The organism is Polaribacter sp. Hel1_33_78, from assembly GCF_900106075.1.
GTDB lineage: Bacteria > Bacteroidota > Bacteroidia > Flavobacteriales > Flavobacteriaceae > Polaribacter.
Genome location: NZ_LT629794.1, coordinates 583,229 through 604,118, shown reverse-complemented (window position 1 = coordinate 604,118; position 20,890 = coordinate 583,229). Strand labels below are relative to the sequence as shown.

Sequence of the window (20,890 nt, the reverse complement as noted above, 5' to 3'; positions counted from 1 at the left end):
TTTATTAGTAAAAAAATAATCACGAATCATTCATGAATTCGTATCAAAGAATAAAAAATATGAGTTATTTAGAAACCACACACAATGTATACAAAGAAGCTGCTTTAACACCAGATGTTGGTTTGTGCTGCACCACCAATCCTATCTGGGAATTACCAGGGCTAAAAATTCCACGAATTATGCAAGAAATGAACTACGGTTGTGGTTCTACGGTGCATGCAAGAGATTTAACCAACAATCCAAAAATGCTATATGTTGGTGTTGGTGGCGGAATGGAATTACTGCAATTTGCGTATTTCAACAGAAATAAAGGTGGTGTTATTGGTTTAGATGTTGTTGACGAAATGCTAGAAGCTTCTCATAAAAACTTTAAAATTGCTGAAGAACAAAATGAATGGTTTAAAAGTAATTTTGTTGATTTAAGAAAAGGGGATGCAATGGATTTACCTGTAGAAGATAATTCTATAGATGTTGCAGCTCAAAACTGTTTGTTCAATATTTTTAAATCGGATGATTTAAAGAAAGCAATTGCAGAAATGTACAGAGTTTTAAAACCTCATGGAAAACTAGTGATGAGCGATCCAACCTGTGAGCAACCTATGAATGACGAATTGCGAAATGACGCTCGTTTGCGTGCTTTATGTTTAAGCGGAAGTTTGTCAATTGCAGATTATGTAAAAGCATTAACTGATGCTGGATTTGGAACGATTGAAATAAGAGCCAGAAAACCCTACAGAATTTTAGATCCAAAGAATTATCCAACTGATGAGCTTATCTATATTGAATCTATAGAAGTGGCTGCAATTAAAGATCCAATGCCTGCAGACGGACCGTGTATTTTCACCGGAAGAGCGGCCATTTATTTCGGTGATGAAGATTATTTTGATGACGGTTTAGGACATACTTTATTAAAAAATCAACCCTTAGCAATTTGTGATAAAACAACGGCTGCTTTGCAAGCTTTAGGAAGAGACGATATTTTCTTTTCAGAATCTACCTTCCATTATGATGGTGGTGGATGTTGCTAGCCATCTTAGATAATTTTTATGAAAAAAGTCATTGCTAGAAGGTATAAATCGGCAATCTCATAAAACAAAGTGCAGACGATAAAAGGATTGCCTCGTACTAGCAATGAAAAGAATGTATACATAAATAATGAAGAAAATTTTAATACTTTTTTTACTTATTAGCGCAACAGTCTCTGCACAAGAGAAACTAGATAAGCTTTTGATAAAATGGAACAAAAAAAATGTTCCTTATATATCAGTAAATACTTTGGCATTGCCAAATACGAAAGCTATTTTGTTAGATGCTAGAGAAGAAAAAGAATACAAAGTAAGTCATATTAAAGAGGCTATTTGTGTTGGTTATAATGATTTTAAATTAAAAGAAACCCTCAAAAAATTACCTAAAGAAAAAGATATAAAAATTGTAGTGTATTGTTCTATCGGTATTCGTTCAGAAACAATTGCATATCAACTTATCAAAGAGGGTTATACCAATGTTTATAATTTATATGGAGGTATTTTTGAATGGAAAAACAATAATTTTCAAGTAATTGACACTTTGGGAAATTATACTGACAAAATCCATACTTTCGATAGCGATTGGAGTAAATGGCTTACAAAAGGAGAAAAAGTATATGAATAAAAACTTGTTATTAATCTTTACCCGAAATCCTGAATTAGGAAAAGTAAAAACACGTTTAGCCAAAACAGTTGGTAACGAAACTGCGTTAGAAATCTATAAATACTTACTTCAAAAAACGAGAGATATTTCGTTACAAGTATCTTCCGATAGAGAAGTGTATTATTCCGTAAAAATTAGGTCTAATGATATTTGGGATTCAAAAAACTATCAAAAAAACCAACAAGTTGGAGAAGATCTCGGCATCAGAATGCAAAATGCTTTTAAAAATGGATTTGATGCTGGATATAAAAAAGTAGTAATTATAGGCAGTGACCTTTATGATTTAACATCCGAAAACATAGAAAAAGCGTTTACTGAATTAGATAATAATGATGTAGTTCTTGGACCTGCAGAAGATGGTGGTTATTATTTACTGGGTATGAATTTGTTGCATTCAACAATCTTCAAAAACAAAAAGTGGGGCACACAGACTGTTAGAAAAGATACTTTAACAGATTTAAAAGATAAAAAAGTACATTTGTTAGAGGAACTGAACGATATAGACATCTTTGAAGATATAAAATATCATCCCTCCTTTCAGCAATTTTTATAAGTATGAAACAGCAACAATTAAAAGAAACAATCGATTTTTTAATATCGGAAGGAATTACAAATCCAGAAATAGGAATTGTCTTAGGTACAGGATTAGGAAAACTAGTCGATGAAATTTCAATTACAAAAGAAATTACCTATTCTAAGATTCCAAATTTTCCTATTGCTACTGTAGAGTTTCATTCTGGCAAATTAATTTACGGAGAATTGTCAGGCAAGAAAGTGCTAGTGATGGCAGGTCGTTTTCATTTATATGAAGGATACAATCCTTGGGAAGTAACTTACGGTATTAGGACCATGCATGGTTTAGGAATTAAAAACTTATTAGTTTCAAATGCCGCAGGGGCCATAAATTTATGCTATAATAAAGGGGACTTAATGCTAATTGAAGACCACATTAATTTACAAGGAAGCTCTCCTCTTGCATTTAAGGGCGCTAACAATTTTGGGAATATTTTTGCAGACATGTTAGCACCCTACTCACAAGAAATCAATGCTAAAATTATTGCCATCGCGAAACAGCAAAACATTCTGCTGCATAAAGGTATTTATGCAAGTGTTCTAGGACCTCAATTAGAGACTAGAGCAGAATACAGAATGTTACAAATTTTAGAAACAGACGCTGTAGGTATGAGCACTACACCAGAAGTTATCGTTGCCAAACAACTCAATTTACCTTGTGCTGCTATTTCTGTTTTAACCGATGAATGTGACCCTAAAAACTTACAGCCAGTCGATATTAATGAAATTATTGCAATTGCTGGTAAAGCTGAACCTAAACTGATTACACTCTTTAAGGAAGTTATTAAAATGATTTAATTTTTTTTAAAAATCTATATTATAGTATTGAATAAAACTTTTAGCCCTATATCTTTTTCATCATGAGATTTTTTACAAAAGACTATCTTCTTTTTAACTTTTAAAAAATCATCTATTATATCTAGATTTAAAAGAGTTGATTTAAAATCGAAATATTTTAGCCTAGTTTTATGAAATGAAAAAAGAGCTAAATTAACAGCTCTTCTCCTTCAAAACAATTGAATACATAAGCTGCTTTTCCCTACAAAATGCAGCTTAATTTTTTGAATAAATACAATTGATATTATTTTATACTATCTAAACATAATTTTAGAAACTCCATAATTAACTTTTTTACTATTCACCTTTAAGAATAAAACACCAGGCTTCACTTTTACATTGAAGTCTATTTCATTCTTACCGTTTATTAATTGCACCGGAGCTACATAGATTTCTTTTCCGGTTACATCAAATAAAGAGATAGTTGCATTGGTATCCACTTTACTAAATATCATAACATTTACACTTCCTTTAGAAGGATTTGGGTATGCCATAAAGTTATTTTCAAACTTCTCAATTTTATTTACTATCTGGTCTTCAATAGCCGTTTTAGTGAATTTCACGTTAGAAATAAATAAATCTAAGTCTTTAGTATTCGCTTCAACAGGCAAGAAAGTAAATGCTAGAGTGGTTAAGTCATCTGCAGTTATTTTATTCGTTGTACCTGTAGAAGAAAATATATCAAAAGGCACATAGTACGTTTGTTCTTCTTTAGATAAATCGACCATCACTCTGTATTGTTGTTTCCATCGTTCTATGGAAGATTTAATCAATCCTAATTCCATTAAACCAGATCCTTTAGCAGTAAATGATAAGTACTTGTACTCAGAGTAATCAGCAGACAATGTACCAGGTAATAATGATTTGTAAACCGTTAAGTAATCATACTCACTAGTTGCCTTGATCTCAACATTTCTGTTTATTGAATATTCATCATCTTGATATGTTCTATCAAAATCATTCCATACAAAGTAGTTTAGTATCTCTGTATAATCCGAATCATAATCTAAGCCCCAGTTACCATCCGCATGATAAAATGCATCTTCTACTTCATCCTCTACTGTTACAAGACCATCATACTCATATCCATCAGCAATGTCTAATCTTAACGATTGCTGTATTTCAGTATCTAAAGAATTGTATCTGTGTTTGTTATTATTTGCAGTTTCAGAATATAACTCTACCATAGAAACTTCAGCAGTATTTCCAACTTCAGTACTTCTTAAATTCACCACTAATTCCCCTTTTTCTCTGTAAATTTTAGAAGCATAGGTTTCTGGAAATTTCTGAATTTCTGTTTGTTGTACAGGAATATAAGATTTCAAGTTATCTAAAATATCTTGTACTAATTTTTGAGTATCCGCTGGCTTTGTAGACCATACTTGGAAGTTATAGGCATCGTTAAACTTGATATAGTTATTTACATACCAGTTTGTCTGAATTGTATACTTATCATCATTGTTGTTCTTAGAAACCGCAAATGAGATCGCATACTCTACAACACCGTTTCTTTGCTTAATTCCTTGCATCAAGAAATTATAACCTTCTAATCGAACCTTTTGCACATTCAATATTTCAGCACCTCTTAAACGATCACAAGATGCTTTGGTGTGATTGTAAATCTTATCTGAAGTTTTAATTCCTAATACAACTCCTTTTGTTTCTCCATTTATAGAGAAATCTACAGATAATACTTCATCAGCAATGGTATAATCTAAAATATCAGTTGGTGAAGTTACATTGGCTACATTTCCAGCTACTAATTCGGTAGGGAACATGTCTAATAAAGTTTGTCCTTTTCCTTGATAAGGCTGTATGGATTTTAACTTCACTTTATTGTACAAGTTCTCACTTGATTTCACAAATTCAGTTGGCATAGAATTCTTCTTTCTACCTACGTAAATCTTAGAAATTGCATCTCCTAAAGATTCTGACTCAACTCCACCATTGTTACCTGTTCCCGTGTTTCCTGAAGAAACTCCATAAGCAAAATCTTGATCTAGATTGTTTTGACCTAAAGGTAAATTAATCGCGCTGTTATTTGGAGTACCTACACTATCAAAATCATATGTTTGTATCAAGTCTGAAGGTGTTTTACCCACTGGAATTCCAGAAGTTACTGCGCTTACATCTACACTTATTATGTAATGTCCTGGTGGTAAATTGTTAAATAAATAGTTTCCATTTACATCGGTTGTCGCTGTTGTATCATCGCTAGGATCTCCTGGTGTACCTGGGTCTAAAGTAACAGTTGCACCTCCTAATCCATCTTCATTTGCATCTTTTATAGCATCTCCATCAGTATCAAACCAAACTGTATCTCCAATACTTCCTAAACCTGTTGTTACTGTAAAAGTAACATCTGAAGTGGTAGCAGCACAATCGCCATCAGCAGCAATTGTATATCGAATCGTTACCGTTGTATCTGTATTGATATCTGCAGGAGTGTAGGTAGTTCCTGTAATAGATCCGCCTCCAGAAACGATTGACCAAGTTCCTCCAGCAGGAGTACCAGTTAATGTTTTCGTTTGTCCTTCAGTAATATCAGCAGTTGAAGTCGTATTGTTTGCAACTACATCACAGACAGGAGTTACATCAAAAGTAACATCATCAGTTGTTGCAGCACAATCACCATCTGCAGCAATTGTATATCGAATCGTTACCGTTGTATCTGTATTGATATCTGCAGGCGTATACGTTGATCCAGTAATAGACCCACTTCCAGAAACGATTGACCAAGTTCCTCCAGCAGGAGTACCAGTTAATGTTTTGGTTTGTCCTTCAGTAATAGCAGCATTTGAAGTCGTATTGTTAGCAACTACATCACAGACAGGAGTTACATCAAAAGTAACATCTGAAGTTGTCGCAGCACAATCACCATCAGCAGCAATTGTATATCGAATCGTTACCGTTGTATCTGTATTGATATCTGCAGGAGTGTAGGTAGTTCCTGTAATAGATCCGCCTCCAGAAACGATTGACCAAGTTCCTCCAGCAGGAGTACCAGTTAATGTTTTCGTTTGTCCTTCAGTAATATCAGCAGTTGAAGTCGTATTATTAGCAACTACATCACAGACAGGAGTTACATCAAAAGTAACATCTGAAGTTGTTGCAGCACAATCACCATCAGCAGCAATTGTATATCGAATCGTTACCGTTGTATCTGTATTGATATCTGCAGGAGTGTAGGTAGTTCCTGTAATAGATCCGCCTCCAGAAACGATTGACCAAGTTCCTCCAGCAGGAGTACCAGTTAATGTTTTGGTTTGTCCTTCAGTAATAGCAGCAGTTGAAGTCGTATTGTTTGCAACTACATCACAGACAGGAGTTACATCAAAAGTAACATCTGAAGTTGTTGCAGCACAATCACCATCAGCAGCAATTGTATATCGAATCGTTACCGTTGTATCTGTATTGATATCTGCAGGAGTGTAGGTAGTTCCTGTAATAGATCCGCCTCCAGAAACGATTGACCAAGTTCCTCCAGCAGGAGTACCAGTTAATGTTTTCGTTTGTCCTTCAGTAATAGCAGCAGTTGAAGTCGTATTGTTTGCAACTACATCACAGACAGGAGTTACATCAAAAGTAACATCATCAGTTGTTGCAGCACAATCACCATCAGCAGCAATTGTATATCGAATCGTTACCGTTGTATCTGTATTGATATCTGCAGGAGTGTAGGTAGTTCCTGTAATAGATCCGCCTCCAGAAACGATTGACCAAGTTCCTCCAGCAGGAGTACCAGTTAATGTTTTCGTTTGTCCTTCAGTAATAGCAGCAGTTGAAGTCGTATTGTTTGCAACTACATCACAGACAGGAGTTACATCAAAAGTAACATCATCAGTTGTTGCAGCACAATCACCATCTGCAGCAATTGTATATCGAATCGTTACCGTTGTATCTGTATTGATATCTGCAGGAGTGTAGGTAGTTCCTGTAATAGATCCGCCTCCAGAAACGATTGACCAAGTTCCTCCAGCAGGAGTACCAGTTAATGTTTTCGTTTGTCCTTCAGTAATAGCAGCAGTTGAAGTCGTATTGTTTGCAACTACATCACAGACAGGAGTTACATCAAAAGTAACATCATCAGTTGTTGCAGCACAATCGCCATCAGCAGCAATTGTATATCGAATCGTTACCGTTGTATCAGTATTGATATCATCAGGCGTATACGTTGATCCAGTAATAGACCCACTTCCAGAAACGATTGACCAAGTTCCTCCAGCAGGAGTACCAGTTAATGTTTTGGTTTGTCCTTCAGTAATAGCAGCAGTTGAAGTCGTATTGTTTGCAACTACATCACAGACAGGAGTTACATCAAAAGTAACATCTGAAGTTGTTGCAGCACAATCACCATCAGCAGCAATTGTATAACGAATTACGATTGTTGTATCAGTATTGATATCATCAGGCGTATATGTTGTTCCAGTAATAGACCCGCCTCCAGAAACGATTGACCAAGTTCCTCCAGCAGGAGTACCCGTTAATGTTTTCGTTTGTCCTTCAGTAATATCAGCAGTTGAAGTCGTATTGTTAGCAACTACATCACAGACAGGTGTTACATCAAAAGTAACATCATCTGTTGTTGCAGCACAATCTCCATCAACAGCAATTGTATAACGAATTACGATTGTTGTATCAGTATTGATATCTGCAGGCGTATATGTTGTTCCTGTAATAGATCCGCCTCCAGAAACGATTGACCAAGTTCCTCCAGCAGGAGTACCCGTTAATGTTTTCGTTTGTCCTTCAGTAATAGCAGCAATTGAAGTCGTATTGTTAGCAACTACATCACAGACAGGTGTTACATCAAAAGTAACATCATCTGTTGTTGCAGCACAATCTCCATCAACAGCAATTGTATAACGAATTACGATTGTTGTATCAGTATTGATATCTGCAGGCGTATATGTTGTTCCTGTAATAGATCCGCCTCCAGAAACGATTGACCAAGTTCCTCCCGATGGATTTCCTGATAAAGTTTTGGTTTCACTTTCAGTGATTGAAGCGTTTGATGTTGTGTTATCTGCACTTGAGCATACAGTTAATATTGCATTTTTAATTTCTATTAAACAGCTATTATTAGCATGTGTCAATTTTACAAAATATTGTTTACCATTTAAACCAGTACTATTGCTAATATTTAAATCTGCTGTATTTGTACCTGTATATATTCCAATATCAGTTAGGGTAATGCCACTATTGTCTGGGTCTCCCAAATACCATTGATAGTTTATTCCATTATTTGCATTTCCAGGTGTTCCATAAATAGGTGCTCCATTATTGTAAGAAGTTGCTTGTTCGGCAGATGCTGAAACACTAAATGTAACTGGTTGACCTTCGTCAATATTTTGATTAGAAAGATTAGAAGTAAAATTAGCTTGGTGTGCAGCATATTCATTTCCCGAAACTCCATTATAGCCTCCCGAACTTCCGATAACTTTACCGTCTGCATCAATTCCTGTTCCATCAAGGATACCATCACTATTTGTATCTAAGCCTCCAGATTCAACTACATCATAGCAACCATCACCGTCTGAATCTAAATCCAAACTGTTGATTAATCCGTCGCTGTCTGTATCATTACTCGTGCAATAGGTGTAATCAAAACTAGTTAATCTTGGGTCTGGATTACCAATATTATTAGGTTTTGTTAAAGTAAATTTCAAAACAGGATCATTAATTGGTGCTGTTGTATTGAAACTTATATTTCCATAATTACCATATGTTGCTTTGAATGTTGTGAAGAGTTCGTCATAAAGTACGGTAGATCCTAATGCTATTTTAACTCTGACTGTTACAGAGTTATTTATATTTGTAGTAGAACCAAGTTCATTAAAATTAATCGCTATTGCACCGCCAATTTTAGCCCCTGTTACTGTCTTGGTAATAATAGCCGTATAACTTCCATCATTATTTTGTTTATAAAGATAACTTCCATTAAACAACCCCGATGTTAAGGTTCCAGATATAGCTACTCCCTGAGGATTTCCAGACGATTTTCCTACCGTTGTAAACGAAGTACAATCATTATCTCCTTCTTCTACATCAAGAATACCATCATTATCATCATCTAAATCACACACATTATTTATGCCGTCTGCATCTGGGTCATTCGCAGTAACCAGACCAACTGTTGCACCATCAGTACAAAGGTCAACTGGCGTTACTGTAAAAGTAACATCATCGCTTGTAGCAGGGCAAGAACCATCTGCAGCAATTGTATATCGAATCGTTACCGTTGTATCTGTATTGATATCTGCAGGAGTGTAGGTAGTTCCTGTAATAGATCCGCCTCCAGAAACGATTGACCAAGTTCCGCCTGCTGGAGTACCTGTTAATGTTTTCGTTTCGTCTTCAGTAATATTAGCAGTTGAAGTCGTATTATTAGCAACTACATCACAGACAGGAGTTACATCAAAAGTAACATCATCAGTTGTTGCAGCACAATCACCATCTGCAGCAATTGTATATCGAATCGTTACCGTTGTATCTGTATTGATATCTGCAGGAGTGTAGGTAGTTCCTGTAATAGATCCGCCTCCAGAAACGATTGACCAAGTTCCTCCAGCAGGAGTACCAGTTAATGTTTTGGTTTGTCCTTCAGTAATATCAGCAGTTGAAGTCGTATTATTTGCCGTTATACTACAAACAGGAGTTACTGTAAACGTAACATCATCAGATGTAGCAGCACAACCATTATCAGCAGCAATGGTATATCTAATAGTCACATCAGTATCGGTGTTGATATCATCAGGAGTATAAGTTGTTCCATTGATCGTTCCGCCACCAGAAACAATACTCCAAGAACCTCCAGAAGGAGAGCCCGTTAATGTTTTGGTTTGATTTTCATTAATTGATGCAGTTGCTGTTGTATTATTTGCTGTTGTACAAACTGGTGTTACAGTAAAAGTAACATCATCTGAAGTCGCTGCACAACTTCCGTTTGCTGCAATTGTATATCTAATTTTAACAGTAGTATTTGTATTTATATTAGCAGGTGTATACGTTGAACCATTAATAGTTCCGCCACCTGATACAATACTCCAAGAACCTCCAGAAGGAGAGCCCGTTAATGTTTTGGTTTGATTTTCATTAATTGATGCAGTTGAAGTTGTATTATTTGCCGTTATACTACAAACAGGAGTTACTGTAAACGTAACATCATCTGAAGTCGCTGCACAACTTCCGTTTGCTGCAATTGTATATCTAATTTTAACATTAGTATTTGTATTTATATTAGCAGGTGTATACGTTGAACCATTAATAGTTCCGCCACCTGATACAATACTCCAAGAACCTCCAGAAGGAGAACCCGTTAATGTTTTGGTTTGATTTTCATTAATTGATGCAGTTGCTGTTGTATTATTTGCCGTTATACTACAAACAGGAGTTACTGTAAACGTAACATCATCTGAAGTCGCTGCACAACTTCCGTTTGCTGCAATTGTATATCTAATTTTAACATTAGTATTTGTATTTATATTAGCAGGTGTATACGTTGAACCATTAATAGTTCCGCCACCTGATACAATACTCCAAGAACCTCCAGAAGGAGAACCCGTTAATGTTTTGGTTTGATTTTCATTAATTGATGCAGTTGCTGTTGTATTATTTGCCGTTATACTACAAACAGGAGTTACCGTAAACGTAACATCATCCGAAGTCGCTGCACAACTTCCGTTTGCTGCAATTGTATATCGAATTTTAACAGTAGTATTGGTATTGATATTAGCAGGAGTATATGTTGAACCATTGATCGTTCCGCCACCTGATACAATACTCCAAGAACCTCCAGAAGGAGAGCCCGTTAATGTTTTGGTTTGATTTTCATTAATTGATGCAGTTGCTGTTGTATTATTTGCCGTTATACTACAAACAGGAGTTACTGTAAACGTAACATCATCTGAAGTCGCTGCACAACTTCCGTTTGCTGCAATTCTATATCGAATCTTAACAGTAGTATTTGTATTTATATTAGCAGGTGTATACGTTGAACCATTGATTGTTCCGCCACCTGATACAATACTCCAAGAACCTCCAGAAGGAGAGCCCGTTAATGTTTTGGTTTGATTTTCATTAATTGATGCAGTTGCTGTTGTATTATTTGCCGTTATACTACAAACAGGAGTTACTGTAAACGTAACATCATCTGAAGTCGCTGCACAACTTCCGTTTGCTGCAATTGTATATCTAATTTTAACATTAGTATTTGTATTTATATTAGCAGGTGTATACGTTGAACCATTAATAGTTCCGCCACCTGATACAATACTCCAAGAACCTCCAGAAGGAGAGCCCGTTAATGTTTTGGTTTGATTTTCATTAATTGATGCAGTTGCTGTTGTATTATTTGCAGGGTTTGGACATACTACATTAACTGTAATATTTTTTGAGCCAGTGCATCCATTGCTATCTGTTGCTATAACCGTGTATGTTCCTGACATAGCTGTAGTAACAGAATTTGAAAGTAGAATATCTCCACCATTATTTCCGCTACCTGAAAAATTATTTGGACCTGTCCAAGAATATGACGACAAATAATTTGGATTTGTAGAAAGCTGAAGTTTTTGTCCTTGTGTTAGAGTAATCGAACAATTATTTGTAATCCAACCGCCATTATCGATTTTATACTCACAGGTTAAGCTTAAATTATTATTTACAACAGTTTTTGTAACTGTATTTGAGTATTTGTAATTTATAGTACAGTCTGGAGCTGTTCTTCTAGCTCCTCTTCTATATTGTGTTGTTTGGTTAATTGTTCCAGGATTGTATTTCCATTGCTTTGCATTAGGAATTACTATCCAACCTCCTGTTGTTTTATATTCCCATCTATATTCAATTGTAGCATTGTTTGGAGCCCCACCAGAAGGTCCTGTGGAATTAAAAATATTATCTGGATCGTAAGAACCGCATCTACTTTCATTTCCAGAAATTACGCCTGGATCTTGAAAATTTTCAACAATCCAATAATATTCATAACCAGAATAAATCCAACTAGTTTGGCATGTCCTTCTAGCTTTTCTTCTCCAATAATTTTCTCCGATCCTCCAACCATTTGAACTATTCGCTAAATTAACTGGGTTATAATCTTTACTATTTGCTCCAGGAATATCTTGCCAAGACGAACTACCAGAATATCTAATTTGCCATTGATATTCTATATCACCGCCTTCTCCACCACTCGCCACTGGCATCGTAATATTAGGAATTGTTAAAGGGTTGCTTGCATTACTTGTACATAAATCATTATTCCTATCAGAAGTTCTACCAGCGTTTGTAACATTATTGCAAGGTGTAAAATTTCCTTCTGTGCATGAAACGCCACCCATACCACTTACTAAAGGCATTTCTATCGCCAAAACTTTGAAATGTCCGTTAATAGTATGACCAACATCTAAATTTGTAGAACAAGAGGTGTGATATGAGACGGCAGCGCCCGCTATAGAATACCAAGTATTAGTTTCGAGTCCTTCTTGACCGTGTTTATTTACCATACCCGAACCATCAACTATTAAGGACTGACCATTTGAAACATTGCCCTGAAAATGAACTGCTCCGCCAGAATTTTTAAATCTAAAAACGATCCAGGGGTTTCCACTTCCTATATATTCTAGTTTTAATCTCTTTGGATGCATGTGACCTTGAGGCTGTTCCTTATAACAACAGCCTTGATTGTTATCAGGTTGATAAGTTTTATCCATGGCAATTTCTAGCATACTTTCAGAAAAATTGATAGCATCTACTGCAGGTAAAGCGCTTGTACAATCATCTGCTTCAGGTGCAGGTGCACTTATCGCTGTAAACTGCTTACTTGCGAAAGCACTCTGATTGAATTCAGTATTAAAATTTTCAAGATTTTTCCAGTTAGCTTCATAATTACTGAAAAAGTTTTCTGTAAAAGAATTCTTAACATCTTTTTCTGAGATAGCATTTGCAATTTCATTGGTATTAATTACGTTAGATCCATAATTAAACTGAATAATTGATAATAGCGCAATTGCAAGTGAAAGTGTCTTTTTTCTGGAGTACTTTGTATTCAATGAATTCATTTTTATAATTAATTTGTAAAAAAGAATACTCAAAAACTTATTTTGGATATGAGTTTTTGATTTTCTTTTCCTAACTTTTTTTTACAAAAATAATTAACAAAGAAATTTTAAAAAAGAAAAAAAGTTGCTTAGCAAATTGATATCGATGAATATTCATTAATACCCGTTAAGTTAATAAAAAACATAAACAAAGAGATAATTGAGCCTTAGCAATTTTAATAAAACAACTGCTGCATTATCTACTTTCAGAAGAGACGACCTTTTTATTTTCAGATTCTATATTATGATGGTTGTGAATGTTGCTAACTATTAATTTTTAACCAAATGAGAAAAATACTTTTACCTTTCTAATTGATTAGCGTAATAATTTTTGAAAAGGGAAAAAGAAAATGAGTGCTACATTTTTCTAGATACCTCAATATTGACAGTTTAGGAATGACACACAACTTCAATATTTCTTTTCGATAGAAAAGTATAAACGACGAGAAAAAATCACTTAAACATAAAAAAAACTAACTTAATACTAATTCAATTTTATTTATTTCTCCCTTTTTCATCCGGGTACAAATCTGGCAAATGATCACTTTGAGAGCACACTTTTGTATCAATATTTATTCCGGTTACTTTTCCTTTAAAGGCAGCTCCGGTATCAATATTCCAAACATTTGCAATGTTTATTGGTAAAGATTCATTATACTTTGTAGTGGGCGTATGACCAATATAAATTTCTTTATAATGTTGTATTCTTTTAGGATAATACATCGAGTCTTTTTCTATTCGGTTGTCCATCACCAAAAGCATTTCCCACAGAGATCTATCTGTATAAAAAAGCTCTTTAAAGGGCTCTTTTTCTACACCATGTAAAGAAGTAAAACCGGCATGCAAAAACAATCTATTTTCAGCATCTATATGATATAAAGGTAGCTTCTCAAAAAAGACCAAATGTTGTTTTTTTTCTTCTTCGGAAAAGCCCTCATAACTTTCCATGGTTTCTTTACCACCATGCATATACCAAGAGGTATTTACCGTTGCTGTTTTTAACCAATCTTGACACCAAACATCATGATTTCCTTTTATAAAGACGCACTTAAATTTATTTGAAACCTCAATTAAAAACTGAACAACTTGAGCAGATTCACTCCAACCATCGACATAATCTCCCATGAAGATCAGTTTATCTCCCTCTTTAATTTCTAGTTTATTTAAAACCTGAATTAACGCTTTTAAGCCTCCATGAATATCTCCTATTGCAAAAGTTCTCATCTTCCTTTTATTTTTCACAAAACTACTATTTTCTATAAAAAAAAGATGAAAGGAATCTTAATTTAATTAAAAATACTGTCCAATTCCAAAAACCAGACCTCCTTCAGAATTGTTCTTAATAGTGTTTACTCTTAACCCATAATCGATTCTAAAAGTAGCATTGTATATTTTTTTACTGATAAAACGCAAACCAAAACCCGAATATATATGAATGTTTTTGCTACTCAAAAAATCATTTAAGTTTCCGCCAGGGTTTCTCCAAGACCCAATATCTGTAAAGAAATTTGTTTGAATTGCCAACCAATTTTTATCATAGATCGTGTGCCTGTATTCTGTGTTCCAAACAACACTACCTGTACCTCTATCTACTAAAATACCTACTCCACGTAAATTTATATTGTTATCTAAAGCAAAGGGTGCAAAGGGTGTTTTTTCATTTGATGACAAACCAATTCTTAATCTGTTTGCCCAGTTTCCTTTTTCAGTAATTCGGGTGTAATAGAAAAAATCATTCCAAAAAATACAAAAATCGTTCTGGAAATCATTTTCTGTAATTACATACTGTGCATACAGTACACTTTTAAATCCGTTTATATATTGATAAAAATAATCTAAATTATTATAAACATATACTAGTTTAAAAAGTGTCTTTTTTAGGCTTAACCTTTTTGGAATTGAGGGGTCTATAGCTCCTGAAATATATTGATATTGCTCTGTAAAAAAATTAAAGCCAAAATTAATTTGATTTTTAAAATTGATTTGATGAATCCCTAAAACTTCAAAAGAAGTATTATTGTAAACATAATTAGCCGTTTTATCTCCAAAATAAAGAGGCTCTTCACTCTTCCAATCTTGATGATTTACAGATAGCCCCCACTTTTTAGAAAACAAATTCGGCGCTCTAAAATTAATGCCATACGAATTGAACCCGTTGTTTTGGTAATATCCGCCAAAGGCAATATTTTTTCCTAAAAAATTATAATCATACAAACCTAGTTTGTATGAAAACTGCTGATTTGTAGTAGTCCAAAAATTAACTTCTGGAAACAAGGTTAAATTTTCTTCAACGGTAATAAAAACAGTGCAGAAATTAGTATTAGCATTTAGTACTTGATAATACGCATGCCTTATTGCTGGCAATCTTTTCAATTCAATAATATCTTTCTCTAAGGCAATAGAATCTAAAACAAGGTCTTTCTTGGTACTTAAAAATTTCTTTAAAAAAGAAATTTTAGTCTTCCTTGCTCCTTTAATTTTAAGATCTAAAATTATTCTTTCTTGTGAAAAAAGAGAAAAAGAGATCCCTAAAAATAAAAAAGTAAAAATCCAGATTTTAAGTTTCATTATTCTGCAACAAAAGATTTTTGTATTCGTAAATTTACCCAATTATCTGCACTTACCGCCATTAAGGTAAAATTATAGGTGTCGTCTACCACCAAATCCTTTGGAGTTGCAGTGTTTATATTTAAAACAATATTGGTTGTGTTATAGTATTGAAAAAAATGATCATAGCTATACGTTCCAGAAATAGAATCATCATCTCTATCAGAAATTACTTGAAAATAAAATTCATTATCTGTAATATCAAAATCTGACCATGTAAATTTTGGTTTTAAAGTTGTTGGATATTCGATTGTAACTTCATTTGTCCAATTTGTAGGTTTGGTCTCATTTTTTAATCGAATGGGATTTGATTTGTGCATTTTTCCATGAGTTAAATAAGTTACCACACACCAAAATTCTTCCGAATTTAATTGTGAAAATCGACTTAATTTTTGGGCAAAAACAGCTGTTTCAGCTAAAACTATTCTTTTGTAATTCGTAAAATCATTTTCATCTATATTTAAACTGTCTGCTTCATAATAAAGCACTTACGAAGCACCTTCAACTGGATAATAAAAAATATAAGATAGGCTTTCATTTGCATCCGCAGTTGCTGCACAAGCAATAATTTTATTTAACTCTCTTTCAGAGTTTCCTTCAAAATAATCTTGCAAATTTCTTGGAATTGTAATGTCATTATCTTCTGAACATAAAAAAAAGAAAATAGAAAAAGGAACAGAAAGTAGCAACTGTTTTAGTTTCATTCATCAATTTATATTTTAAACGTCATAATTGGTAAAGCAGAATGGTTTGAAACATCTTCAGAAATACTTCCTGAAAAAACGTGAGACAATCCTTTTCTACCATGTGTGATTAATGCAATTAAGTCTGCACCAACTGCATTCGAAAAGTCTAAAATACCATCTTCTATTGATTTGGCACAAACAAAATTAACATTTACTAACCGATTTGTATGGCCCTCTGCTTTCATTAAAAAGTTGTTTGCTAAAGCATCCATTTCTGGCGTCGTTTTAAATAGTTCGTTTGGTGAATTCACAAATAAAAGATGTTTTTTAGCACCCAAAAAATCTAATGAATCTAACATTTTATTGAAAGCAGGTATTGTTTCTTCTGAAAAATCTGTTGCAAAAACGATATCAGAAAAATCTACATCATTCAATTCATTTTTAAGTATTAAAACAGGAATCTCTGCATATCTAATAACTTTTTCCGTGTTTGAGCCTGTAAAAAATTCTTTTAATCCACTAGCTCCATGAGATCCCATAATTATTAAATCTGCATTTATTTCTTTCGCAATAGCATTTACTTCGCTAAAAACTTTATAATGCTTAATAATTGGCACAAGTTTCACCTCTTTTAAAAAGTCTTTTTGTAGGAATTTTTCAAATCTTTTTTCTGCTAATTTTAAAAAGAAAACTCCTTTTTCTTGGCTAAATTCTGAGCTTTGACTAAAGTTAACCTCCTGAAGATCTAACATATGTAGAGCATAAATTTCAACATCCATTTTTTTTGACAAAAGTGCTGCCGCTTTTAACGCATACTCTGAATGCTCTGAGAAATCTATAGGCACAATAATTTTTTTCATCTAAAATATTTTTATATTCTAGCACAAATTTAAAAACAATTAATGTTCTATTTCAAGATATTTATCATGTTTAAAAACATGTTATTGTTTATATAGTTTTCTAATTAATTGCTCTGCTGGTTTATTTTGGGGTGTAAATCTGTTGTTATTTTCACCTCCAACTTCCTCATGTTTATGAAACCATTTCCAAATAAAACCACCAGCAAACCAATCTTCTTTCCAAAATTGATTGTGTATCGCTTGCAAACCGTTAACTTGTGCTTGCAAATTTACATTGCCTTCTACTCTATTCGATTCCCAAGGTTTTTTAGCGTTAAAATCTACACTTCTATATCCAAATTCTGTGAACAAAACGGGCTTATTATATTTTTTCTGAATTTTTATAACTTCGTTTTTGTGAGGTTCCCAGCCAATTTCTAATTCTTGTACCGTTGGTGATTTTTCATCACTCAAAGGAAAATACGCATCAACTCCAATAAAATCGATTTCACCCCAAAAAGAAACTCTTTTAAATTCATCCCAATTTGCAGCATAAGTTAACTTTCCTTTATATATTTTTCTGATTTCCTTTATTAATTTTTGCCAATATTGTGGCCTAGTCATTACAAATTTTTCTAATTCTGTTCCAATACAAAGAATATCTGCATTAATTTCTTGTGCCGCTTTTGCATAGGTTAAAATAAATTCTGAGTAGGAATTCTCTAAAATAGTCCATTTTTCTTCAGAATCCATTTCTATGTTCCCTGTAAATTCTCCGCGCCAAACCCAAATTTGAGGTTTTACCATAACGTTTACAGCATTCTTTTGAAACTCTTTTGCATATTGTAACAGTCCACTTTTGGTTTCACCAAACCATTGTCTATTTGTATTGTGTGTTATTTTTGGCGAAGACAATTCTTTTATGAAACCAAAAGGCATCAATGCAACATAATTGCTTTGTGCATTTAAAACTGCATTTGTGTGTGTGATATCAATTTTATCTCTGGAAGCTACAAAGCTTAATCCGTTTACTTTTTTGGTTTGACTGTTACAGGGTAACTCTAAAAAAAGAAGCAGTAAAAAAAAGAGTTTTGTTGTTTTCATAATTCCCTCTAAAATAGTTCTTTTTACTAAAACAATGCTCTTAATCCAATATTAAAACTTTGTCCTAAACCGGTATCACTCCCTCTTACAAATTTGCTGTATAAAATTTCTAAGTTTAAAGTGCTGTTTAATTGATATTTTCCTCCAAAACCTAATGCCGTAAAATTTTGTGTAAAATCTCCAAAACGCTGATAATGTTGCACAAAACCTAAAATAGTTGCTGTATTACTTGGAAAATAACTCATAAATACACCCGGAGCTAACACAATTGTGTTGTTTGCAAAACTAGTGGAATCACCAAAATTATACTCCGTATTTAATTCTGTAAACAATTGCCAATTTCCATTTTCGACCGTATAATCATAAAAAAAACGGTTTTGAAATGTATATGCTGTCTGATCTAAATACACACCATTTGCATCAGATTCATTTGAAATTATAGGAATATGAAAAGCAGATTGAATCGAGAAGTTTCCAATATTTTCTATCGGCTGCCATTTTAAAGCTGGTGCAAAAGAAGATAATCCATTTCTTGAATTTTCATCATTCTTAAAATCAAAAGCAGCAGTAGCACTTTTTCCATTAATAACATTTGAACGGTATTCTAACAACAACCCAATGTTTAATCTGTTATTATCTGAAACACCTGTAAAAAGATCTAAAGTTGATGTGAAATAAGTTTCTCTTTCTTTATCAGATGTAATACCATTATAGCTGCCCTTGGTTTCTGTATACAAATTGTTAAAAAACTTAACATCCCATTGACCTTTGTCTAATAATTTTGATGGCGTATATGTTTGAATATTACTTTTAACAGGCTCTCTTTCTTGCGCAGAAGCGGTAAAACTGACAACAAATGTGGTAAGAAATAGAATTTTTGAAAATCTCTTTTTCATTTTTCTAGTTGGTTTTATTTCTAAAAGTTTAATTACGAAGTAAGTCATTAAAATTATCGAATGCTTACAATTTAGACTTATGCTTTTTTATTTATAATAAATCTAAATTAAATTTCAGGTTTAAGTTCTTAACTTAGTCTTCGACTCAAAAGTAAGAATCAATCAACTATGGAGCATATTGTTATTATTGGTAATGGAATTTCTGGAGTAACTGCCGCAAGACATATCAGAAAGAATTCTAATAAAAAAATTACCCTAGTTTCTGCTGAAACTAAATACTTTTTTTCGAGAACTGCACTTATGTATGTTTATATGGGGCACATGAAATTTGAACACACACAACCTTATGAAAATTGGTTTTGGGATAAAAATAAAATCGAATTAAAAGAGGGTTTTGTTAATACGATAAACACTGATAAAAAAACATTAAAATTTAAAGATTCTTCTATACTTTCTTACGATAAATTAATTATTGCAACAGGTTCTAAACCTAATAAATTTGGCTGGCCAGGGCAAGATTTAAAAGGTGTTATGGGCATGTATCACAAACAAGATTTAGAGAATTTAGAAAAATTTGCCCCAAATAAAGAAAAATGCAAAAGAGCTGTAATTGTTGGTGGTGGGTTGATTGGAATTGAATTGGCAGAAATGTTGAGAAGTAGAAAAATTCCGGTTACTTTTTTAGTGCGTGAAGCTAGTTTTTGGAATGGGGTTTTACCAACGCAAGAATCAGAAATGATTAATAATCATATTAAAGAACATCACATAGATTTAAGACTCAGCACTAATTTAAAAGAAATCAAAGCAGATAAAAACGGCAACGTAAAATCAGTAATTATTGAAGAAACCGGTGAAGAAATTTTCTGCAATGTAGTGGGATTAACAGCCGGTGTTACACCAAATATTGATTTTATAAAAGATTCTGGAATCGCATTAGGACGTGGTGTAAAAGTGAATCGCTTTTTAGAAACAAACATAAAAAATGTTTATGCAATTGGTGATTGTGCAGAGCAACATGAAGCTATCGGACAAAGAAGAAATATTGAAGCCGTTTGGTATACAGGAAGAATGATGGGAGAAACGCTTGCGCAAACTATTTGTGGTAATAAAACGGAATACAAACCTGGACATTGGTTTAATTCTGCCAAATTTTTAGACATTGAATACCAAACGTATGGTTGGGTTTTTAGCGAACGAAGTAAAAAAGAAAATGAAGCTTATTTTCAATGGCAACATCCAAAAGATCATAAATGTATTACCATTTCTTATGATATCGATTCTCGCCAATTTTTAGGAATAAATACCTTTGGAATTAGAATGCGTCATGAAATTTTTGATACGTGGCTAACCCAAAATAAATCTGTAGAATTTGTTTTAGAATATTTAGCGGATGCCAATTTTGATCCTGAGTTTTATAAATTGCATGAAGCTGAAATTGTAACAAAATTTAATACAGAGCAGATGACCAACATCAATTTAAAAAAGAAAAGTTGGAAACGAATTTTTACCAATTAATTGGGGTTTAGCAATCATAAAACTCTTTCAATCCAAACTTATAACGTAAAATT

13 protein-coding genes are annotated in these 20,890 nt (G+C 33.4%); 5 read left to right on the top strand and 8 right to left on the bottom strand.

Going from position 1 to position 20,890, the window contains the following annotated elements:
* The first annotated feature begins 59 nt into the window (after positions 1–59).
* The 4 genes from arsM to BLT88_RS02625 all read left to right on the top strand — a co-directional run bounded on the left by arsM (position 60) and on the right by BLT88_RS02625 (position 3,060).
* Positions 60–1,028 (top strand): arsenosugar biosynthesis arsenite methyltransferase ArsM, encoded by a 969-nt coding sequence (arsM, locus tag BLT88_RS02640; RefSeq protein WP_036788356.1) that lies wholly within the window; start codon positions 60–62, stop codon positions 1,026–1,028.
* 127 nt (positions 1,029–1,155) lie between these two features.
* On the top strand, positions 1,156–1,650 hold the full coding sequence (locus tag BLT88_RS02635) for a rhodanese-like domain-containing protein (protein ID WP_091952833.1): 495 nt from the start codon (positions 1,156–1,158) through the stop codon (positions 1,648–1,650).
* Entirely contained in the window at positions 1,643–2,242 is a 600-nt protein-coding gene (locus BLT88_RS02630) for a TIGR04282 family arsenosugar biosynthesis glycosyltransferase (protein ID WP_036787712.1), read from the top strand. Before BLT88_RS02635 ends, BLT88_RS02630 begins: the two co-directional genes overlap by 8 nt.
* Positions 2,243–2,244: 2 nt before the next feature.
* Entirely contained in the window at positions 2,245–3,060 is an 816-nt protein-coding gene (locus BLT88_RS02625) for a purine-nucleoside phosphorylase (protein WP_091952831.1), read from the top strand.
* A 293-nt stretch (positions 3,061–3,353) separates the two neighbouring features.
* On the opposite strand, the gene BLT88_RS02620 is transcribed toward BLT88_RS02625, so the two are convergent.
* From BLT88_RS02620 to BLT88_RS02585, 8 genes are all read right to left on the bottom strand, one after another.
* Positions 3,354–13,151 carry a T9SS type A sorting domain-containing protein gene (locus BLT88_RS02620; RefSeq protein ID WP_091952829.1) on the bottom strand — a complete coding sequence of 3,266 codons (9,798 nt, stop codon included), beginning with the start codon at positions 13,149–13,151 and terminating at the stop codon, positions 3,354–3,356.
* Between the two features lie 534 nt (positions 13,152–13,685).
* On the bottom strand, positions 13,686–14,414 hold the full coding sequence (locus BLT88_RS02615) for a metallophosphoesterase family protein (protein ID WP_091952827.1): 729 nt from the start codon (positions 14,412–14,414) through the stop codon (positions 13,686–13,688).
* 66 nt (positions 14,415–14,480) lie between these two features.
* Positions 14,481–15,758 carry an outer membrane protein assembly factor gene (locus BLT88_RS02610; protein WP_091952825.1) on the bottom strand — a complete coding sequence of 426 codons (1,278 nt, stop codon included), beginning with the start codon at positions 15,756–15,758 and terminating at the stop codon, positions 14,481–14,483.
* Positions 15,758–16,285 (bottom strand): hypothetical protein, encoded by a 528-nt coding sequence (locus tag BLT88_RS02605; protein WP_091952823.1) that lies wholly within the window; start codon positions 16,283–16,285, stop codon positions 15,758–15,760. Before BLT88_RS02605 ends, BLT88_RS02610 begins: the two co-directional genes overlap by 1 nt.
* Positions 16,286–16,501 carry a hypothetical protein gene (locus tag BLT88_RS02600; protein ID WP_091952821.1) on the bottom strand — a complete coding sequence of 72 codons (216 nt, stop codon included), beginning with the start codon at positions 16,499–16,501 and terminating at the stop codon, positions 16,286–16,288.
* A gap of 8 nt (positions 16,502–16,509) precedes the next feature.
* On the bottom strand, positions 16,510–17,343 hold the full coding sequence (locus BLT88_RS02595) for a universal stress protein (protein WP_091952819.1): 834 nt from the start codon (positions 17,341–17,343) through the stop codon (positions 16,510–16,512).
* An 81-nt stretch (positions 17,344–17,424) separates the two neighbouring features.
* Positions 17,425–18,426, bottom strand: coding sequence for a glycoside hydrolase (locus BLT88_RS02590; RefSeq protein ID WP_172824231.1), 1,002 nt, complete (start codon positions 18,424–18,426; stop codon positions 17,425–17,427).
* Positions 18,427–18,452: 26 nt separating this feature from the next.
* The gene (locus tag BLT88_RS02585; RefSeq protein WP_091955627.1) at positions 18,453–19,322 is read right to left on the bottom strand and encodes a hypothetical protein; all 870 of its coding nucleotides are present in this window, start codon (positions 19,320–19,322) and stop codon (positions 18,453–18,455) included.
* A 168-nt stretch (positions 19,323–19,490) separates the two neighbouring features.
* Between BLT88_RS02585 and BLT88_RS02580 the strand changes: the two genes are divergently transcribed.
* Complete coding sequence (locus BLT88_RS02580) at positions 19,491–20,837, top strand: NAD(P)/FAD-dependent oxidoreductase (RefSeq protein ID WP_091952817.1); 1,347 nt, start codon at positions 19,491–19,493, stop codon at positions 20,835–20,837.
* Positions 20,838–20,890: the final 53 nt, after the last annotated feature.